We start from the raw sequence: 16584 nt of genomic DNA, 5'->3' as shown, positions 1-16584 counted from the left end.
CTTGTTCTTTCCCGCCGATTGTCAGAAGAGAAGATTCGTAAGGAGTCTTGCGAACCGCAATAGGAGCTTAACGGAGATTAACCGACAATTAGACTCGAAAACAACGACTCGATCCATAGAAAGTGGATCGAGCGATTTGTCGCGGTCCTTCCAGGGTGACGACACTAGTTTGCACTCGTGGAGTCCCGTATCTGATCCCAAAATAGCCGGGAATCTTGCTGGCGGGTCTGGTATTTCTCCAGGAATTCCCGATGCCGTGGGGTATCGGGATACGATTGTTCGGGGGAGTAGGGATATCGCTCCATTGCACGGAACGGAAGGGGCTCGACGCTCTGACCGTGGAGCGTGTTCAAATCCGCATCTTTATCCCATCCGACGTTGTACAAGATGAAGTCGCGTACCCACCCTTCAGGAAGGTCTCCTGTCGGCGCATTGAATCGAACCGTCATTTCATCGCCCGCTCCCATGACGACTTGCAAATCATCGGGATCCCGCACCAACTCCGACACTTCGCCGTAGCGCGTGAACCGCCCTAGCATCGGCGGCCAGATGGACTCCGTACTGACTTCCTCATACGCGTAACGCTTCGGGGCATTTCCCGGTTGGGGCAGGAGGGCGGAGAAACCACGGTAATGGAGTTCGGCGGATCGGAGTGGTAATGGCGTTCGTCGATGCTCATTCTCTCCAACTTGGTCTGCGACGCTGAAGAAGATTTCATCCCAGCAAAGCTCCATGTTGGTGACCAATCGGACTCGACGATCGTCGGTAAGAAACGCATTGGACAGATCGATCGCGATGGTCTTGGTCTTCCCCCCTGGGAATCCCGCATACGGAATGACTTCAACCCACTCACCTTTTTCGTTTAAGACCTCGATCGCAGGTGGCTTCAGTTTCGGTTTGTTCGGATTCTCCGTCATACCGACATTGAGCGAGGTCGAAGTGGGGAACACCCAGCCTGTCAAATAGAGGGTCAATCCGCGACCTTTCCAATCGTCATGATGGAGATCCATTTCCAACGAATGGGTCTCGACCAATCCTTGATTCACCCCTTCGGTCCAACTGCGCGTGTACTGGCCGTCTCGCTTTTGGATGGTGGGTTTCCAATCCCTTCCTTGTTGATCCACCACGGTGCGCGGAACGCGTCGTTCGCGAACAGCATGAATCTTGAATTCGGCCAACTCGGCAGGACCAACCTTTTCGTTGGTGTAGATCTCGACGTCGGCTGGATGGTCGATGGCCATCAATTGAACCGAATCGAAATAAGCTGCCTCCCAAAGCTCTTCCGTTAATTGCAGGATATATTCCCCGTCTTTGGGTTTTAGCAGGGAGCCATCGATCTTGAGATACTCCCAATCCCGTGTCGGTGCCGCCACTCCTTGCGCAAACTGAAGACCGATCGGTGCTGCCCACAAGCAATCGGTGCAGAATTCGAACCGCTCTCCATTCCAGGTATAGAGGTAGGGGCACGAGCCTCCCAAGTTCTGTTGATCGAAGATCGTGGTTTTTTCGCCGATACCGATCACATTGTTGGGAATTCCATTGGTCCATAGAATGCGCACGATATCTGCCGACTTGGCTTCTCCCAACCCGAAAGTTGTTCGGGTTCCTCGCACGATTCTTGATTGGTAGCTTCCTCCGGATTTGAGTTCGATCAAGCTTCCTACACCATGCATGTTGCAGCGTTCCCGCGGCCGTTGCTTTCCATCCTCGTCGGCCCGAATCATGACTTCGATACGACGATTTCGGTTGCCCTCTTTGTTCTCCAAATACGACAATTGGCCACTGGCGCTCAGCACGACAATATCGTCATCCCCGTCGGTGTCGAGATCCCAGGCAACCGACTGTCGGATCGGTTCTTCCGGTGCAACTACTTGTTCGCTCTTGATCAGCTTCCCATCCACAGACCCATAAAAAAACTGCATGCCACCCGTGGAGAGCAAGACCACGTCTTGGTAGCCATCATTGTCCCAGTCGCCCGTCATCAATCCGTGTACCGAGTCCGTGGAGAGGGACTCCGCGGACGCCGGTGTCCAAGCATGGCGACCTAGCGACTTCATGCGAACCAATACTGCACCGTTGAGTCCACCCATGACCAGATCCCAACAAGCATCCGAGTCGACGTCGATGGCTTCCACATAGGTGCAGCGGTTTGTTACAAGGTCGGGCCACGTCAAGCTTCGCGGTATGTAGCGGCCATGCAAGTTGTTCGCCAGCAGAGTGGGCTTTCCGCCGATCGAGCCGACGATGAAATCATTGAGCACATTTCGGTCGAAATCCATGCCGAGAATCGTATGGGCTCCTGCCTCCGCCCCAGGGAGAGTCGAGTAGGGTGAGAAAGGGGCAAAAGTCCAGTCTCCGCGATTCGACCAGAGTGTCACACCCTCATCGGAGGCGATGGCCAAGTCCAGGTCGGAATCGTGATCGAGATCGATCATGTGCACGTCGGAAACATTGCGAAGATCCTCGAGACCATCCCCCAAGGGTACCGATACGAATTCTCGCTTTCCCCCCTCCGCGAGCAAATCGTTGCGAAATAACTGGAGACCCTCTTTCCCATAGACGACGACATCCAAATCGGTATCCACCCACTGCGCATAGGGATTCGACGGGGCGTCCGGGGGAGCCGTGGTGGGTAATGCCGAAGTGGGCAACACATCTTTTCGAAACTGAAAATCATGATCCAAGTCACCGAGTCGCAGGCCATCCGCCGCACCACGTAACGGTGCCATCATCAAGGTCGTTCCCTGCGAATCACCGGCCGGATTCCAGACCTTCAACTCGTTGTCCGTCACCACCACCAAATCCAGCTTGCCATCTAAATCCACATCCTCTACCGCCACGGAGTGCACCACGACCCCTGTTGGGAATGGGAGTGGGGACTTCGGTGCAAAGGATTGATTGCGTTTTGTCGATGGAGCTGGAACCGGAGGTTTGGTTTGGCTCAGCCGAAGAACAACAAACTCCAAGTCGTGGGGTTCGAGGAGATGCAGATCGTTTTGATAGGCGAGTTCAGCCAGGAGGACATTGCGAAGAAAGGTCACTTGCGTTTGCGCCGTGCGCCAATCCTCTTTCGCAAGTGCTGCGGTTGCTCGTTCCAACAGTTTGGGGATCGGGGAATTGGTACGGGCCATCACGGGTTGCAACGCTTCTCGAACCGATTCGAGGTGGGCAACGGCAGACGCCTTTTGATTCTTGACCAATGCGTCCAAGTATCCGATTTGCAGAACCAGGTTGGTCGGTGCCAGCTTCAGTGCCGATTCATAGAGTTCGGGGAGCTCGGGAACTGGATTTCCATCGCTTTCCGTCTGCAAGTGTTGGATCAGCTGATAGAAGGTGTCTGGACGAGCGTTCTTCTTCGCGATCGCGAGTTGAAATGCGTCGCACGTGCCTGAAGCATTCCCTCTCAATTGGAAGTAACGCCCTAGCAAGGTCTCTCCGTCCGGCTCGTCCGGTGCAAGCGACTCGAGTTTCTGAATGGTTTTTTCAAGCTCTTTGGAAAACGCCGCGAACTCTTTCGGCGCCTCGCTCTCATCCAGCAGTTTCAGTCGCGCTAGCAAGGCGACGGCTAAGTTCTGATGCCCCAACGGATCGTTCGGGAATTGGGTCGCGATCTTTCGAAACCCCTCCAATGATTCGACAAGGAGTTTCCCTTCCTTGTCCGTTTCCGCTCCGTTTTCGAGCAAGGCGATCGAGCGTTGAACCAGGGCAGTCGATTGGGCTGAGTCGTTGGTCCTCTTCTGACAACCCGCGATTATCGCCCCAAGGAGTATGGATCCCAACGCGAATCGCTGAGAAATCGAAACAGGAAGAGAAAACCGGAACATCAAACTCATTCTTCACCATGCGGTACCGAGCGCCATGCAGCCAACCCAAAATCCATTTCGCCATTGTAACCGCATTGGTTAAGCCCCTGACAGTGGCGAACCGCGCCGCCGTCAGCGAGATCGGCGGCCAGCGGAGTGAGGTTCGTTCAACCTTATTGCTGTCCAAGAGAATGCCGAACGGACTCCTTCGGGTTATGCTAGACGCCTGCGGTGCCCTTCCCCTTGTCCATTGAATCCACTTCCATGAGCACGTATCCGATGAAGATTGCTGCCCACCGGCGATTCTCTTTTTGCTTGATCCACCTCACTCTGTCTTGGATGAGCAGTTGGTTGTTGCTCGCGAGCCCGACTGCTTGCTGCTTCGCACAAGAGACTTCCCCTGCGATTGCGGCTATCGAACAACAACGGGGGAGAAAAACCTTATTGCAATGCAATGAGGATGAGAGAAACACGCGAATCCAACGATTTCGCGCCTATGCAGAAACGGCGCTCGATGGTTGGCCGGTCCCCGGATTCTCGATTGGGATCGTCCAAGACGGGAAGGTGCTCTTTGCGGAAGGATTCGGTGTTCGCACTCCATCGAACTCCGAGGCTGTGGATGGCGATACCCTCTTCGCGATTGCATCGAACTCCAAAGCGTTTACCGCCGCTGCGTTGGCGATCCTCGTCGACGAAAAGAAACTTCATTGGGATGATCGCGTTCAAGAACATTTGCCTTCCTTCCGTTTGTTCGATCCTTATGTCAGCAGCGATATGCGAGTCGTGGATTTGCTTTGCCATCGAAGCGGACTCGGGACCTTTAGCGGCGACTTGCTCTGGTACGGCACACCCTACACGCCAGAAGAAATCCTCGCTCGATGCCGGCATCTTCCTCAGGCGGGGCCCTTTCGTTCGCACTATGGCTACTCGAATGTTATGTACTTGGCAGCAGGATTGATCGTCGAGAAGGTCGGACAGAAGCCTTGGGGCGAATTCATTCAGGAACGGATTCTCGAACCACTCCACATGAAGCGAAGCGTAACATCCACCACCAAGCTCGCATCCATGACCAACATCGCATCCCCACATAAAAACACGGAAGGCGGCATCGAGGAGATTCCTTGGATGAATTGGGATTCGATGGCGGCAGCGGGAGGAATCATCTCCAGTGCGCGAGACATGTCGCAATGGATGATCCTGCAATTGAATGAAGGGGAATGGAAAGGGAAGCCCATATTCTCTAAGGAATCGTCGGATGCTATGTGGCAACCGAGGACCATCATTCCCGTCTCGGCTGCATCCAAGAAACGAATTCCGCAAACCCACTTCCGATCCTATGCCTTGGGATGGGGGCTCGCTGACTACCGAGGCAAGCAATTGGTTAGCCATGGAGGAGGATACGATGGAATGTACTCTCACCAGATCCTGATCCCCGAAGAAAAATTCGGAGTGATCGTTCTGACCAATAGCATGACCTCCCTCCCTGACTCGTTAGCCTATCGCGCCGTCGATATGGCACTCGGCGCCCCCGACCGCGACTGGAGTGAGGAGAACCTGAAGAGATACAGCGATTCTCGCAAGGAGTTTTACGATCGCATTCGGGAGGTGGTTACGCCGAAAGTTCCCAACACCAATCCAAGTCACCCGCTGGAGGCTTACTCGGGAGTGTTTCGTTGCCCGCTCTTGGGGGATGCGAAAGTTACCGTGGAATCCGAGCACTTGGTCCTCCAGATTCAGGCCAATCCGAACATGGTGGCTGATCTGGAGCCCATCCATTACGACACATTCCGAATCAAGTGGCGGAACAAGTTCGCTTGGTACGACGATGGGGCCATTCTCTTTATCCCCAACGCGACTGGCGAGCTAGTCGAATTGAAGCTCGATGTGCCCAACGACGATCTTTGGTTTCACGAACTGCAATTCCGTCGCGTTCCAGAGTGATCGGGCGTTTGGAGGATTGCGAAATTCGGGTATTCTCTAGGATTATGAAACCGAGCAATAAGAACGTTCGCTGCCCCACGTGCGACAAACCCTTTGTCCCGGATCCCCAATCCGCGGTGATGCCCTTTTGTTCCGAGCGGTGCAAACTGGCTGACTTGCATCGCTGGATGAAGGAAGACATCGGTATCCCACACGGCAGTTCAGAGCCCGAGGATCAAGAAGACGAGGCGCCATCCCCTCCCATGTCGCCACGGGAGTGGCGTTTTGATTGATTCGTTTTTAGCGCTGTGCCCTGCAATCGGATTGCCCCAACCATTATGACTTCGAGCCCACAATCCAACGACCCCAATGCTCCCGAGCATATCCGAGTACCAAACGTCGGGATCGATTGGTATCGCGCTGCCCCTTGGTGGCGTCCACTGACCGCCACTCTCACAATGTCCTGGCGATTGTCGCACTTGCTGATCTGCATGATTGGACTCTTAGCGACGCAGGCCTACGCTTATGCAGCTCACTTCCTTTTTGCACCGGAACAAATCGCCGGCGAGAAATGGATCATTGGGAAGCTTCCGTGGCGGGAGACTGCCGCAGAGGGGTTTTTCTCGCTGGGCCCCAACATGCGATACATCGATGTTTGGGCTGGCTATTTGATGCCCCTGTCGACTTGGATCGCCGCCCCGACACTGCGTGGTACGGCCTATTCGGCTGCCATGCTTTTGGGAATCGCCTTGATTTGGTCTCTCGTCGGAGGATGTTTGCTTCGTCGATCGATCGTGGAGGCAGGGGTGCGCATCCCGGCCCCATGGAAAGACACTCTCCGGTTGGTTCGCAGGCGCTGGCAGTCCATGGTGTGGGCTGTCACGATGCCCTTCACCGCGGCCCTGATGCTCATGGTGATTCCTTGGATCCTCGGTTGGATCGCGAATATTCCAACCGTGGGGCCATGGATTGCTGGCATCATGATGTTTCCAGTCTCGCTCCTGTCACTCGCCATCGGGTGGATCTGCGCTATATCCTTGTTTGGCTTTCCACTGGCTCTGGCAGCCATCGTCACGGAGAGGAAAGCGGACGCATTCGATGGCGTCTCCCGATCCGCCGCTTATGTATTCCAGCGTCCTGTCCTCTTGATCTTGATCGTCGCCTTGTTCGAGCTCATTCATTACGGTGGTGGCAGTCTCTTTACGATGCTCGTAACGACAGGGCACTCGCTGGTCACCAACGCGCTGGAGGCATCCGCAGGGCCAACCTTCCGACCCAGTGACGGAGGTGTTACCTGGATGTTTCACGCGGTGTTGCCACTGATTCTGACTGCTTTTAGTGTCAGTTTCTTCTGGTGCTCGCAAGCAGCTCTCTATCTGATTCTGAGAAAAGATGTCGACCATGCCGAATACGATCTCGTGGACATGGATCACGAATCCGAGAAACGAGCTTGATCATGTTGAGAACCGGACGTGAACGCGCCCGACCGATCCGCTAGTCTCGATCAGCCTCACTCATTGAGCCGCATTCATTCAACTTCACTCAATCAACCGCAAGCGGCTAGCCCTTGGTTCCGTCCCCCGCGATCCGCTTCATCACCTGCAGGTAATACTGATAAGCCTGCTCCACTTGGGATATGGCAACAAACTCGACTGCCGAGTGAGCTTGATCGATCGAACCAGGCCCGAAGATGATGGTGGGGACGCCCGCTCGTCCCAATTTGCTCGCATCGCTCCCAAAAGGGACGCCTAGTGGGGACGCGTTCAAGCCCGAACTTTGCGCTGCTCGCCGGCATTGTTCGACAAAGGACTCCTCGTGCGGAACCGACCACGCGGCATCGACCAGATAGGGAGGCATGATCTCGAGCCGAATGCCGGATAAATTGCCCAGACGCTCTCGCAGCCGGTGCCCCGTTCCCTCCCAAACTTCGTGTGGGTCTTCACCGGGAAGCAATCGTCGATCGATCTCAATCTCGCATCGATCGGGAACAAAGTTGACTTGCACGCCCCCATGGATGCATCCCACGTTGATGGAAGCAGGACCCAGCAGCGGATGCGATTCACCGTTGGTGAGTCGCTGCTGCTCTTCTTCAAAGAAGCGAAGTATCTGTGCCATAGGATAGATCGCGTTGATGCCCAAGTGGCATTTCGCGCTATGGGCGGCGACGCCATGGGTCACCACCTTCCAACGCAACACCCCCTTGCTGGCGGTGACAATCCTCAGCTCGGTCGGCTCTGCCACGATGGCTCCGATGCCTTGCACTCCGGTGGCTTGCAGCCTTTCACACAGTCGCGAGACGCCTTGAAACGAATACTCTTCATCGACCACGCACGCCATGACCACATCGACCGGAGGCATCGGGTGTGATTCTGCAAAATCGGCGAAGGCGCAGAGCATCGCAGCCAATCCACCTTTGGTGTCGCAGGCGCCGCGACCATAAAGGTGACCGGCTTGTTCTGTCGGTGCAAAGGGAGGAATCTCCATTCCTTCGACAGAGACGGTGTCCATGTGGGCTTCCAAGAGGAAGCACGCATCCGATCGGCGGCCAGGCAATCGAGCTATCACGTTGAATCGTTCATCATGCGAATCGCATGCCGGAATCACCGGTTGTCGTTCGCAGTGCAGCCCTCGCGACCGCACGAATGCTTCGATCCAGCACGCCAACTCGAATTCACCGGGGCCTCCCTCGTACGAGGCGTTGACGCTGTTGATCTCGATCAAGCGAGAAAGGGTGTCGATCAGTTCCAGGCGCTTCGATGCCATCAGATCGTTCCCTCGAGACAGTATCGTTCAAACGCCGCGTCGTCCACATTGCGTCCACTCAAAACCACGACGACATCGCCATCTCCGCTCCAGTCGATTGACGCGTGCAGAAGGGCGGCGGTGGTGATCGCGCCGGACGGCTCGGACCGGAGGCCATGATGGTCCCACAGCCACTTCATGGCCCGTTTGGTATCGTCGTCCGAAATCGCAGCACATCGATCGACATCGCGCCGAAGAATGGGCCAGTTGTGGACTCCGACATCGTAGGAGAGGAGGCCATCGCAAATGCTTTGTGGAGCCGCGACACGAACGCGTTCACCTGCTTCCATGGATTGCAGGAAATCGTTTGCACCGGAGGGTTCGACCGCGATGACTTGTACGCCGGGGAATTCATGCTTCATGGCCAACGCGTGACCTGCCATCAATCCTCCGCCGCTCACGGCGCAAACAAAGTGGGACGGGGCGCGGCCCTCCTGCTGCATCGAGCGAGCGATCTCTAAGCCACCGACACCGTTCCCGGCGATGACATGGTTGTCGTCATAAGGAGATGCCTGCAGTGCATCCTCTTGTTCGGCGATCTCCTTAGCCATCCGATCGCGGGTACCCGTCAAATGGTCGGTGGTGATGTCATAGGTTCGAATCTCTGCACCGAATCGCTGCGTCAACTCGAATTTCACGCGAGGCGCTGTCTCTGGCATGACGATGATCGCTCGCTTTCCAAACTGCTGCGAGGCGAAGGATAGTCCAGAAGCAAAGTTGCCGGAGGAATGTGCCGTGATCGGACGATCTGTTAGATCGGAAAGATGGCAAGCGGTCCAGTTGAGCGCCCCAAGGACTTTAAAGGATCCGACGGGCGTCCAGCCATAGTCTTTGATCCAAACCCGTCGATGCGTAGGAAGGCCCAATGCTCGTTCCAACGCGTAGGAGCGGATGAGCGGGGCGGGAGAGAGAATCGGACGGATACGTTTCTCCGCAGTAACGATATCATCCCAAGTCGCGACAATGTTCACGGTGTTGCCTAGGTTTCGAATGGTGGGAGGCGTAGTAAGGGCTCGAGAGATTCTAACCGAATCGGGCAACCTTAGAACCACAGTTGAGGGCTGCGTAGAGGTGGGTGGAGACTGGTGATAATATTGGATTCGCCTTCCTTCCTAATTTTCAAACTCCATGATCGGGTGTCTTTCCGTGGATCTGATTGAGGATATCTCCAGCCCGGACGGCGTTGGGCTCAAATTGCCCGTCAAACGGACCGTAATAATTGATTACGGCAAGGCTTCTACAAGGATCATCAGACCGATCTAACCAGACGCTGGATAAATAATAAACAACGCCGCGCATTACAAGACAAATGTGCGGCGTCGATAGATTTCTAGCAAGTCTAAGCTTGTTGAGTTACTCTACTCTTCGTACCAAGCATCAATGGCTAGTGTCGCTGACGCAATCGAAGTTCCCGATTGAGTTGCACCATCTCCCAAAGCAACTGGGTCTGAACCACTGGTCGCATCACATCCTATTTGGAAAACCTGATTCCTGTTGACTCGACGTGAAGCCACGACAGTAATACCTGTAGCGAGTTCATTTACGTTTACGATGGTATTTTCGCCGTTTTCATATTTTGAATACCAACCAATGAGCCTTGGCTCAAAAAGATCTTGGTCAAACACAATCTGTAGTGCCGCAAGGTTGGTTACTCCTGCTGAACACGACATTTGGTCGGATCGCATATCGACAAAACCATTGTTTCCTGCATAGTTGATTTCAAGAACGATCAATGAAGTTGCCAGAAGGAATTCATCTTCTTGTGGAGTTCCGTCCACTTCATAGGTAGCCTGTGCCCATGCCCCCGTCCAGGCAATTTGGTCAACACCTGGATCTGAATCAAGATTAAACAAGCCATCAGCAGTTAAATTTGCAAGATTCGTTGACGCTGCAGGATAGATATTTCGAGCGCCCGCCTGCATCGTTGCTTGCCCCATGGCACCATTGGCTGGCTCATAAACGGAATAAGAGCCACTAGCGTACGAAAGATAAGGGTCCGCATCGTTTTCGCCATCCGCGTCCATCACAGACAAACCAAAACCCTGCCATCCCACACTTGCATTTGTTTGAGATTGCGGAACGCCATTACTGACCTGTAGGACAAGATCGAGCGTTTCGCTTGGTGGTCCTGGTGGCTGTGCAATTGCACATAAGCCCGGTAGTAATCCGAAAAGAACCGAAAACAACGCCTGCCTTGAGAAAGACACGATTGACATAACACACTCCATGTGAAGATAAGACGTGAACCGAACGTGGTGAGGAATGCTGGCGCTAATCGTGGTGTGCTAGCTTCGCAAAAGTCGCTGCAATAGCTAAAGCAATCGCCGTCATCCGTTGCCCGCATTCATCGATGAACCATGTTATGCGCGTCCATTTGGTGCGGCCAGTTACTTGTTGCGTATTTTACAAAATTGTAAAAACAACAAAGATTACCTGTTGATAAATACTTATCCGATGCATTTGGATTCCGTAGACAGTACCAATGTACCAACGTGAGCATTCAAGCCGGTCTACTCTTCAGTCTATGAAATTCCAGATATGATTGGCAATCCTGATTTTGTGGAGCTTTGGACCTGATTCGTTTTCTCTCTCCAAGTCCCCCCGGCAGATTGCAAGCAATTTACGTTCTGTTAAAGTGCAAGAACACCGTTGCACACCTGCGCAGTAGCCGTTGAGCGTTGTTGCAAGCGAGCGTTCCGATAGTTTATAATCGCGACTGAGGTAAACAGTGTGCATCTAGGCGATACAATCGCGTGGGTGCATTTGCTTTTATGGCACTTTTGCGGTGTGGTAATCATTGAGATTTCTGAGTTCTTTGACGCGCATCGGATTTCGGTCTTGGCGACTCGTCAAGTTTTGGGAGTGCTTGCTTTCGGTTCCGCTTCATTTCGTACTTGACCACCGCTCGGTCATCATCCCATCTGCCACTCAGTATCGATGATCGGATCGTAAGTATCTTCTCTGCCTTTTGAATTCGCCAAAACGTTCCGCTGTTCTTCATCCGAAGATTGATCACTCGACGTATCGCACTCTCAATCGATCCACTTCCAAGTGGGAGTCCCATCAGCTTAAACTTCGGATAGTCCAGGCGTCCTGCCTCCCCGTGGCTACGAATGTATTCGATGACTCGTTTGATTTCTGATCGATCGGCAGAGGATAGATCCTCGGCCTGACTTAGCCGAGCAGTGAGCACTTCGACAACCTGCGACCATTGACCATCTCGCAATCGACTTCGCAGTTCATTGGAATTCGATGGTTCACTTTCCCCAGCAGCATTCAAAGAACGATCCAAGGGCTGGAGGGCTTTGCCTAGCAGCCCGTTGAAAAAGTCTGGATTCGCGCTACGTTATATCGATCATCGCAGATGCCATGGAGGAGAGCACGATGGCCCTTGGTCGACGCAAATCGGTTCAGCAGCAAGATCTCTTTATTACAGCGGAAGATCTTCCCCGCTCAGTCGGGCATGTTTTTTATACGAAATTAAATCGACTTCTCGATGAGGCAGGATTCGATTCCTGGATCGAGAAGCTCTGCAATCCCTATTACAGCCAAGCCCGCGGCCGTCCCGGTATTCCACCCGGAGTTTACTTTCGAATGCTCTTGGTAGGCTACTTCGAAGGGATTCAGTCTCAACGCGGTATTGCATGGCGATGTGCAGATAGCCTGTCGATTCGACAGTTCCTTGGCCTTAAATTGACCGATCACTCGCCGGACCACTCCTCGCTGACTGTGATCCGTGAACGCTTACCCGATACGGTACACGAATCTGTTTTCGAATGGGTTTTAAAACTCGCTAGCGAAAAGAAGCTTCTCGGAGGGAAGACGGTAGCCGTAGACTCAACAACTCTCGAAGCCGATGCTGCTATGAAGAGCATCGTTCGAAGGGATACCGGCGAAGACTGGCGTTCCTATGTGATCGGCCTGATGCGAGCTGAGGGCCTCGTGAAGGAGAATGAAGAGCCTTCGGATGAAGAGATTCGTCGCTTCGATAAGAATCGTAAGGGGAAGAAAGTTTCTAATGAAGATTGGGTGAGCAGCACGGATCCGAGTGCCAAAATCGCAAGGATGAAAGATGGAACAACCCATCTTGCCTACAAGGCCGAACATGTCGTCGATATGAAATCGGGAATGATCTTGGGGGCGGAAGTGACCTCTGCTGACAACCCCGATTCTCAGTCGTTGGAAGATAGTCTTCACAAGGCTCAAATCCACTTGAACGAGGCTGGAAGCGATACCGAGATTCAAGAGGTAGCAGCCGACAAGGGCTACCATTCAACAGAAACCTTGTCTGAATTGGCTGAGCACACCAACTACCGAACCTATATCCCAGAGCCCAAACTTCCAGGGGGACGTAAGTGGAGTAAGTACACTTGCCAGCAACGCCAAGCGGTTCTTGCAAATAGACGAAGAGCCAAAGGGAACAAGGGCCGCAAGCTTCAACGGTCGCGAAGTGAGAAAGTGGAAAGGACGTTTGCCCATTTGCTAGAGACGGGCGGAGGTCGCCGGTGTCGGTTGCGAGGAACCGTGAAGATCCAGAAGCGATACTTTCTAATGACAGCGGCTTACAATCTGGGGGTGGTCATGCGCATGCTCTTTGGAGTCGGCACTTCGAGAAGCCTGCAGGGGGTGATGCGGGCTGTTTTTTCCCATTTTTTGGCTGTGCAAATGCTTTATGAAGCCTTCCCAATCGATCGAGGCGCACATTACCGCGCCGATCGAAGAATTAGGAACCGCTTTACAAGTTCGGAATGCCCATTTCAAAAACTGAGCAGGTCACCCGAAATCGCGATATCTTCAACGGGCTGCTAGGTTCTCTACGGCGTGGCACACGTCAAGCACTTGATTGACAACCACTGCGGATTCCACCTTCGCTTTAGCAAGTATCGAATCGATCCGTCCCCAGATCCAAGTCGCACCGTCGCTATTGAACGTAATCGTCTTTGCTTTATTGGCTCCCAAGCGATGGAGGTGCATGCTGATTAGTCGTTCCATATAGTCTGCGTCACCGAATGAGCCATCGATCAGAACTCGAACCGCTTCGTCTCTTCGTCCATTGTCATCGTGCGCGTAGATGATTAGCAGTTTTGGTTCTCGCCAATCGGCCTGAAAACGACTGGATCTACGCGTTTCCTTGGAGCGTCCCGCACTTAGCTCGCCTGTGACTTGCGATTGGGTTTTTCCAAAGTTTTCCACAGGATCGATCCATTCCAGGACGCCGCGTGTTCTCGTCCGGCCACCGTCAATTTGCACCGATACTCGCCTTCCAGTGAATTCGCAACCTTGCTTCATATCGCCGCGCTCAAATTGCTCCAGCATTCGTTCCCGGACGGTTAGGGATTCCGATCCTGCGCGAGAGACGATACGGTCGATCGTTGTTCGCGTTAACTGAATACCGTCTCGTTGCAATTCGACGTATGCTTGATCAAGCGATGGGGCCAACGCCACTGTCCGACACACTTTCGATACAAGCCAAGGAGAAACGTTCTCTGAAAAGCCATACTGGCTTAGATCGATATCGAGTCCCGGCGTATGATCTTCGCGACTTGCGGCTGGAGATTTCGGTTGACAGTAGAGGGTAGCTGCGTAGCTGATATGGCCAGCGCCGAGATGGACTTCGACTTGTCGTTCATGTCCAGCTCGCAGCGGTATTGCGTATTCCAATCGTGTTTCCTCGCAACGCTTATCGTGCTCCTTGGAATTCATGGAATTGGCAATCATCCCAGTAAGACACAGCCCCGCTCCGAGGTCGAACAATTCTTTGACCTGCTGTTCGACGAACTCCATTTGCATGGGGTCGTTGTTGAGAATCACTTGTAGCTGGGCAATTTTTTGATACGCCTCGGCAAGAAACATCCCCATTGTTTGATTGGGATTATTGACTTGAGGTCCTACGCGGTCGAACACATTCCACCTTCGCATGATCGCCTCCATGTCGTTGGGAAGAAACCCCAATCATCACAGCACGGTAAGCGGTAGTGATCATTATAATGCGAAAGCCGTCGCAACACTGTTTGCTAGCATCAAACCAGGCGTGCTAGCTTTAAACCATAAAAGCAAATGCACCCCAATCGCACTGTAAAACAAGGCTTCTTGCGCACAGAAAATTGCGATCGAATGCCCAAGGATAATACCATTTTGCACAGTAAAAACGCATTTTGCAAATCTTTCACTTTAGAGCGAGCAAAGGCTCTGTTTGAAGAGGGATCTCAAAGCGAAAAAAGGTGGCCGAGCGAACCCGGCCACCTCTTCACTTTGAAAACCAACTCAAAATCAGAAGGATAAATTTTCTGTCGGGGCTATTTCTCTTTAGGAAGGTCTGCTGCCGTGACCTGATGGATCTCGCCATTGTCTTTGACGGCCCAAACTTTGTCTCCTTTAGAAGTCTCATACGCGATAACTGTTGCCTGGTCCGGAGCAACACCTTCGCGCAGACCCTTACCCCACATATAAGCGATCGATTTTGAAGAAATCGCCTCAACCGCCTCTGGGAACTTCTCTTTGTACTGATCAAGGTCGGCTTGCTTCTTGATTGCTATCCCCATCGTGCTGGAATCGACGACCAGATCACGAACTTGAACAATCGATTCAGAGGCACCAGTAGGTACGCCAGGCGTTGAACCGCCAGTTTGGCTACCACAGCCGCAAAGTAGTAGCGAAAGGCCCAAAAAAGTGAGTCGAAACAAGTGTTAGCTTCCTTTCAGCGAAAGTAATGTCAATTAACGCGATTGAAATTGATTATTGATCGAGCGAAGCGACTTCTCCACCAGACCGGCTGCCGACGCCTTGCCATATCACGAAATCAACCGCTTCAGAAACAAACGACACAGAACCATCTGCCCGGCACATATTTGCACCTCCCGTGTGTGCGCTCGAAGCGGCCATATGAAGGTCGTTAAAGCTAACACCACAGTTGTATCGTTGTTGCGCGATGTTTTGGATCTTTTTATTCCAATTCACTGGGAGAGTGTGGCTGTACACAAAGTTTGGAGTGAGCGCCCGGTAATACTGATGACCTGTGTAGCGAATCCACGTCGAAGTTGTCGTGTTGCCATTAGGAAGGCATTGTGGAATGTTGCGTCCGTCTAAATACATAGCTGCAGTTGAATAAGCAGTTCCCGCGAAGAAAGCAGTTGTATGATTCCACTGGTTTGTTGCATTAGACGCCAGCGTGCCCCTCAAAACCTCGGAGAATAAGGCCGTATTGCTTGTACCATCCGAGATTTCGCCCATCTTTGGCCCAATCATTATTTGACCCGCACTTGGATACGGTTTGGCGAAAACCCCATCAAGTACGGTGCCACCGCGTAAACGCGACGCGCCCGTGCAGGCGTGGTAACTTTGACGTCCAGCATTTCCTCCGTCAATGTAAAAAACATCTGAAGGGTCCGATGGACAAAGAAACGAAGGAACATCCGTTAGTCTCGCAGGCCGGTTGGCGCCAGGTCGAGCAGGGACGCTTGGGTGGATTGCGGTATCGCTGTTCACGTTGTAGTCAAGATCGAACAGGTTCCACTTATTGCCCTGTTCGAAGTAGGGCAACATAAATACTTGGACGGGAGCCTCGGATGTGCGAGTGACTTTTGTCCCATCTGTCTCTGTAAATACCTTTGTATGTTGTACCGGCGGAAAGTACTTCATCGCACTTTCAAAATTGTGTGCAGCTAAGCCAAATTGCTTCAGGTTGTTTTGGCACTGCATGCGTCTGGCTGCTTCGCGGGCAGCTTGGACTGCCGGGAGCAAGAGCCCCACCAGAATTCCGATGATCGCGATCACGACCAACAATTCGACCAGCGTAAAACCGCGTCGATACTTCTTCATAGAATCACTCCCAACCGAATCAAATAGAATAAAAACTAATGGGCATACTGCCAGTTTAACATCCCTTGGAATTTGGCCAAGCGAATAGATGACCGATTTCCACAGGACGGGGAGGATATTAGACGCATCCTAAATACCGCCCGTTCCCGCGTAAATCGTCGCGAATCCGCCGCACGCCACCTGAAAATCCATATCGTTTTCCGCAATGGGCCTCGTTGCACCCCAGGTCTATTGTAACGGC

Annotated in this window: 12 protein-coding genes; 4 read left to right on the top strand and 8 right to left on the bottom strand. The window is 53.0% G+C overall.

Annotation, left to right across the window (positions count from 1 at the left end):
* Positions 1–164: 164 nt before the first annotated feature.
* Complete coding sequence (locus tag VN12_RS10520; protein ID WP_205855245.1) at positions 165–3824, bottom strand: CRTAC1 family protein; 3660 nt, start codon at positions 3822–3824, stop codon at positions 165–167.
* A gap of 243 nt (positions 3825–4067) precedes the next feature.
* Here VN12_RS10520 and VN12_RS10515 point away from each other — a divergent pair, with 243 nt between their 5' ends.
* Genes VN12_RS10515 through VN12_RS10505 form a run of 3 tightly spaced genes read left to right on the top strand, consistent with a single transcriptional unit; the run spans position 4068 to position 7177 of the window.
* Positions 4068–5744 carry a serine hydrolase gene (locus VN12_RS10515; protein WP_146676760.1) on the top strand — a complete coding sequence of 559 codons (1677 nt, stop codon included), beginning with the start codon at positions 4068–4070 and terminating at the stop codon, positions 5742–5744.
* Positions 5745–5788: 44 nt separating this feature from the next.
* Positions 5789–6016 (top strand): DNA gyrase inhibitor YacG, encoded by a 228-nt coding sequence (locus tag VN12_RS10510; protein WP_146676759.1) that lies wholly within the window; start codon positions 5789–5791, stop codon positions 6014–6016.
* A gap of 45 nt (positions 6017–6061) precedes the next feature.
* Positions 6062–7177 carry a hypothetical protein gene (locus VN12_RS10505; protein ID WP_146676758.1) on the top strand — a complete coding sequence of 372 codons (1116 nt, stop codon included), beginning with the start codon at positions 6062–6064 and terminating at the stop codon, positions 7175–7177.
* A 106-nt stretch (positions 7178–7283) separates the two neighbouring features.
* Here VN12_RS10505 and VN12_RS10500 read toward each other — a convergent pair whose 3' ends face one another.
* From VN12_RS10500 to VN12_RS10485, 4 genes are all read right to left on the bottom strand, one after another.
* On the bottom strand, positions 7284–8486 hold the full coding sequence (locus VN12_RS10500) for a M20 family metallopeptidase (RefSeq protein ID WP_146676757.1): 1203 nt from the start codon (positions 8484–8486) through the stop codon (positions 7284–7286).
* A complete protein-coding gene (locus tag VN12_RS10495; RefSeq protein WP_146676756.1) occupies positions 8486–9496 on the bottom strand; it encodes a threonine/serine dehydratase in 1011 nt (336 codons plus the stop codon). The genes VN12_RS10500 and VN12_RS10495 overlap by 1 nt, the downstream gene beginning before the upstream one ends.
* A 387-nt stretch (positions 9497–9883) precedes the next feature.
* Positions 9884–10741 (bottom strand): hypothetical protein, encoded by an 858-nt coding sequence (locus VN12_RS10490; protein ID WP_146676755.1) that lies wholly within the window; start codon positions 10739–10741, stop codon positions 9884–9886.
* 578 nt (positions 10742–11319) lie between these two features.
* Positions 11320–11817, bottom strand: coding sequence for a hypothetical protein (locus VN12_RS10485; protein WP_146676754.1), 498 nt, complete (start codon positions 11815–11817; stop codon positions 11320–11322).
* A 92-nt stretch (positions 11818–11909) separates the two neighbouring features.
* On the opposite strand from VN12_RS10485, the gene VN12_RS10480 reads away from it, so the two are divergent.
* Complete coding sequence (locus tag VN12_RS10480; RefSeq protein ID WP_146676753.1) at positions 11910–13334, top strand: transposase; 1425 nt, start codon at positions 11910–11912, stop codon at positions 13332–13334.
* On the opposite strand, the gene VN12_RS10475 is transcribed toward VN12_RS10480, so the two are convergent.
* From VN12_RS10475 to VN12_RS10465, 3 genes are all read right to left on the bottom strand, one after another.
* Entirely contained in the window at positions 13320–14444 is a 1125-nt protein-coding gene (locus tag VN12_RS10475; RefSeq protein ID WP_146676752.1) for a hypothetical protein, read from the bottom strand. The genes VN12_RS10480 and VN12_RS10475 overlap by 15 nt on opposite strands.
* 377 nt (positions 14445–14821) lie before the next feature.
* A complete protein-coding gene (locus VN12_RS10470; RefSeq protein WP_146676751.1) occupies positions 14822–15208 on the bottom strand; it encodes a hypothetical protein in 387 nt (128 codons plus the stop codon).
* 52 nt (positions 15209–15260) lie between these two features.
* Complete coding sequence (locus VN12_RS10465) at positions 15261–16343, bottom strand: DUF1559 domain-containing protein (RefSeq protein ID WP_146679874.1); 1083 nt, start codon at positions 16341–16343, stop codon at positions 15261–15263.
* Between the last annotated feature and the right edge of the window lie 241 nt (positions 16344–16584).

The organism is Pirellula sp. SH-Sr6A, assembly GCF_001610875.1.
Taxonomy (GTDB): domain Bacteria; phylum Planctomycetota; class Planctomycetia; order Pirellulales; family Pirellulaceae; genus JBKCUI01.
Note: the sequence above shows the minus strand (reverse complement) of the source record. Positions and strands in the feature narration are given on the sequence as shown.

Excerpts from the sequence above, each read along its gene's own strand:
- VN12_RS10520 (WP_205855245.1), bottom strand. The coding sequence starts at position 3,824 with ATGTTCCGGTTTTCTCTTCCTGTTTCGATTTCTCAGCGATTCGCGTTG.
- VN12_RS10510 (WP_146676759.1), top strand. The coding sequence starts at position 5,789 with ATGAAACCGAGCAATAAGAACGTTCGCTGCCCCACGTGCGACAAACCC.
- VN12_RS10490 (WP_146676755.1), bottom strand. The coding sequence starts at position 10,741 with ATGTCAATCGTGTCTTTCTCAAGGCAGGCGTTGTTTTCGGTTCTTTTC.
- VN12_RS10465 (WP_146679874.1), bottom strand. The coding sequence starts at position 16,343 with ATGAAGAAGTATCGACGCGGTTTTACGCTGGTCGAATTGTTGGTCGTG.
- VN12_RS10500 (WP_146676757.1), bottom strand. The coding sequence starts at position 8,486 with ATGGCATCGAAGCGCCTGGAACTGATCGACACCCTTTCTCGCTTGATC.
- VN12_RS10475 (WP_146676752.1), bottom strand. The coding sequence starts at position 14,444 with ATGCGAAGGTGGAATGTGTTCGACCGCGTAGGACCTCAAGTCAATAAT.
- VN12_RS10505 (WP_146676758.1), top strand. The coding sequence starts at position 6,062 with ATGACTTCGAGCCCACAATCCAACGACCCCAATGCTCCCGAGCATATC.
- VN12_RS10515 (WP_146676760.1), top strand. The coding sequence starts at position 4,068 with ATGAGCACGTATCCGATGAAGATTGCTGCCCACCGGCGATTCTCTTTT.
- VN12_RS10480 (WP_146676753.1), top strand. The coding sequence starts at position 11,910 with ATGGCCCTTGGTCGACGCAAATCGGTTCAGCAGCAAGATCTCTTTATT.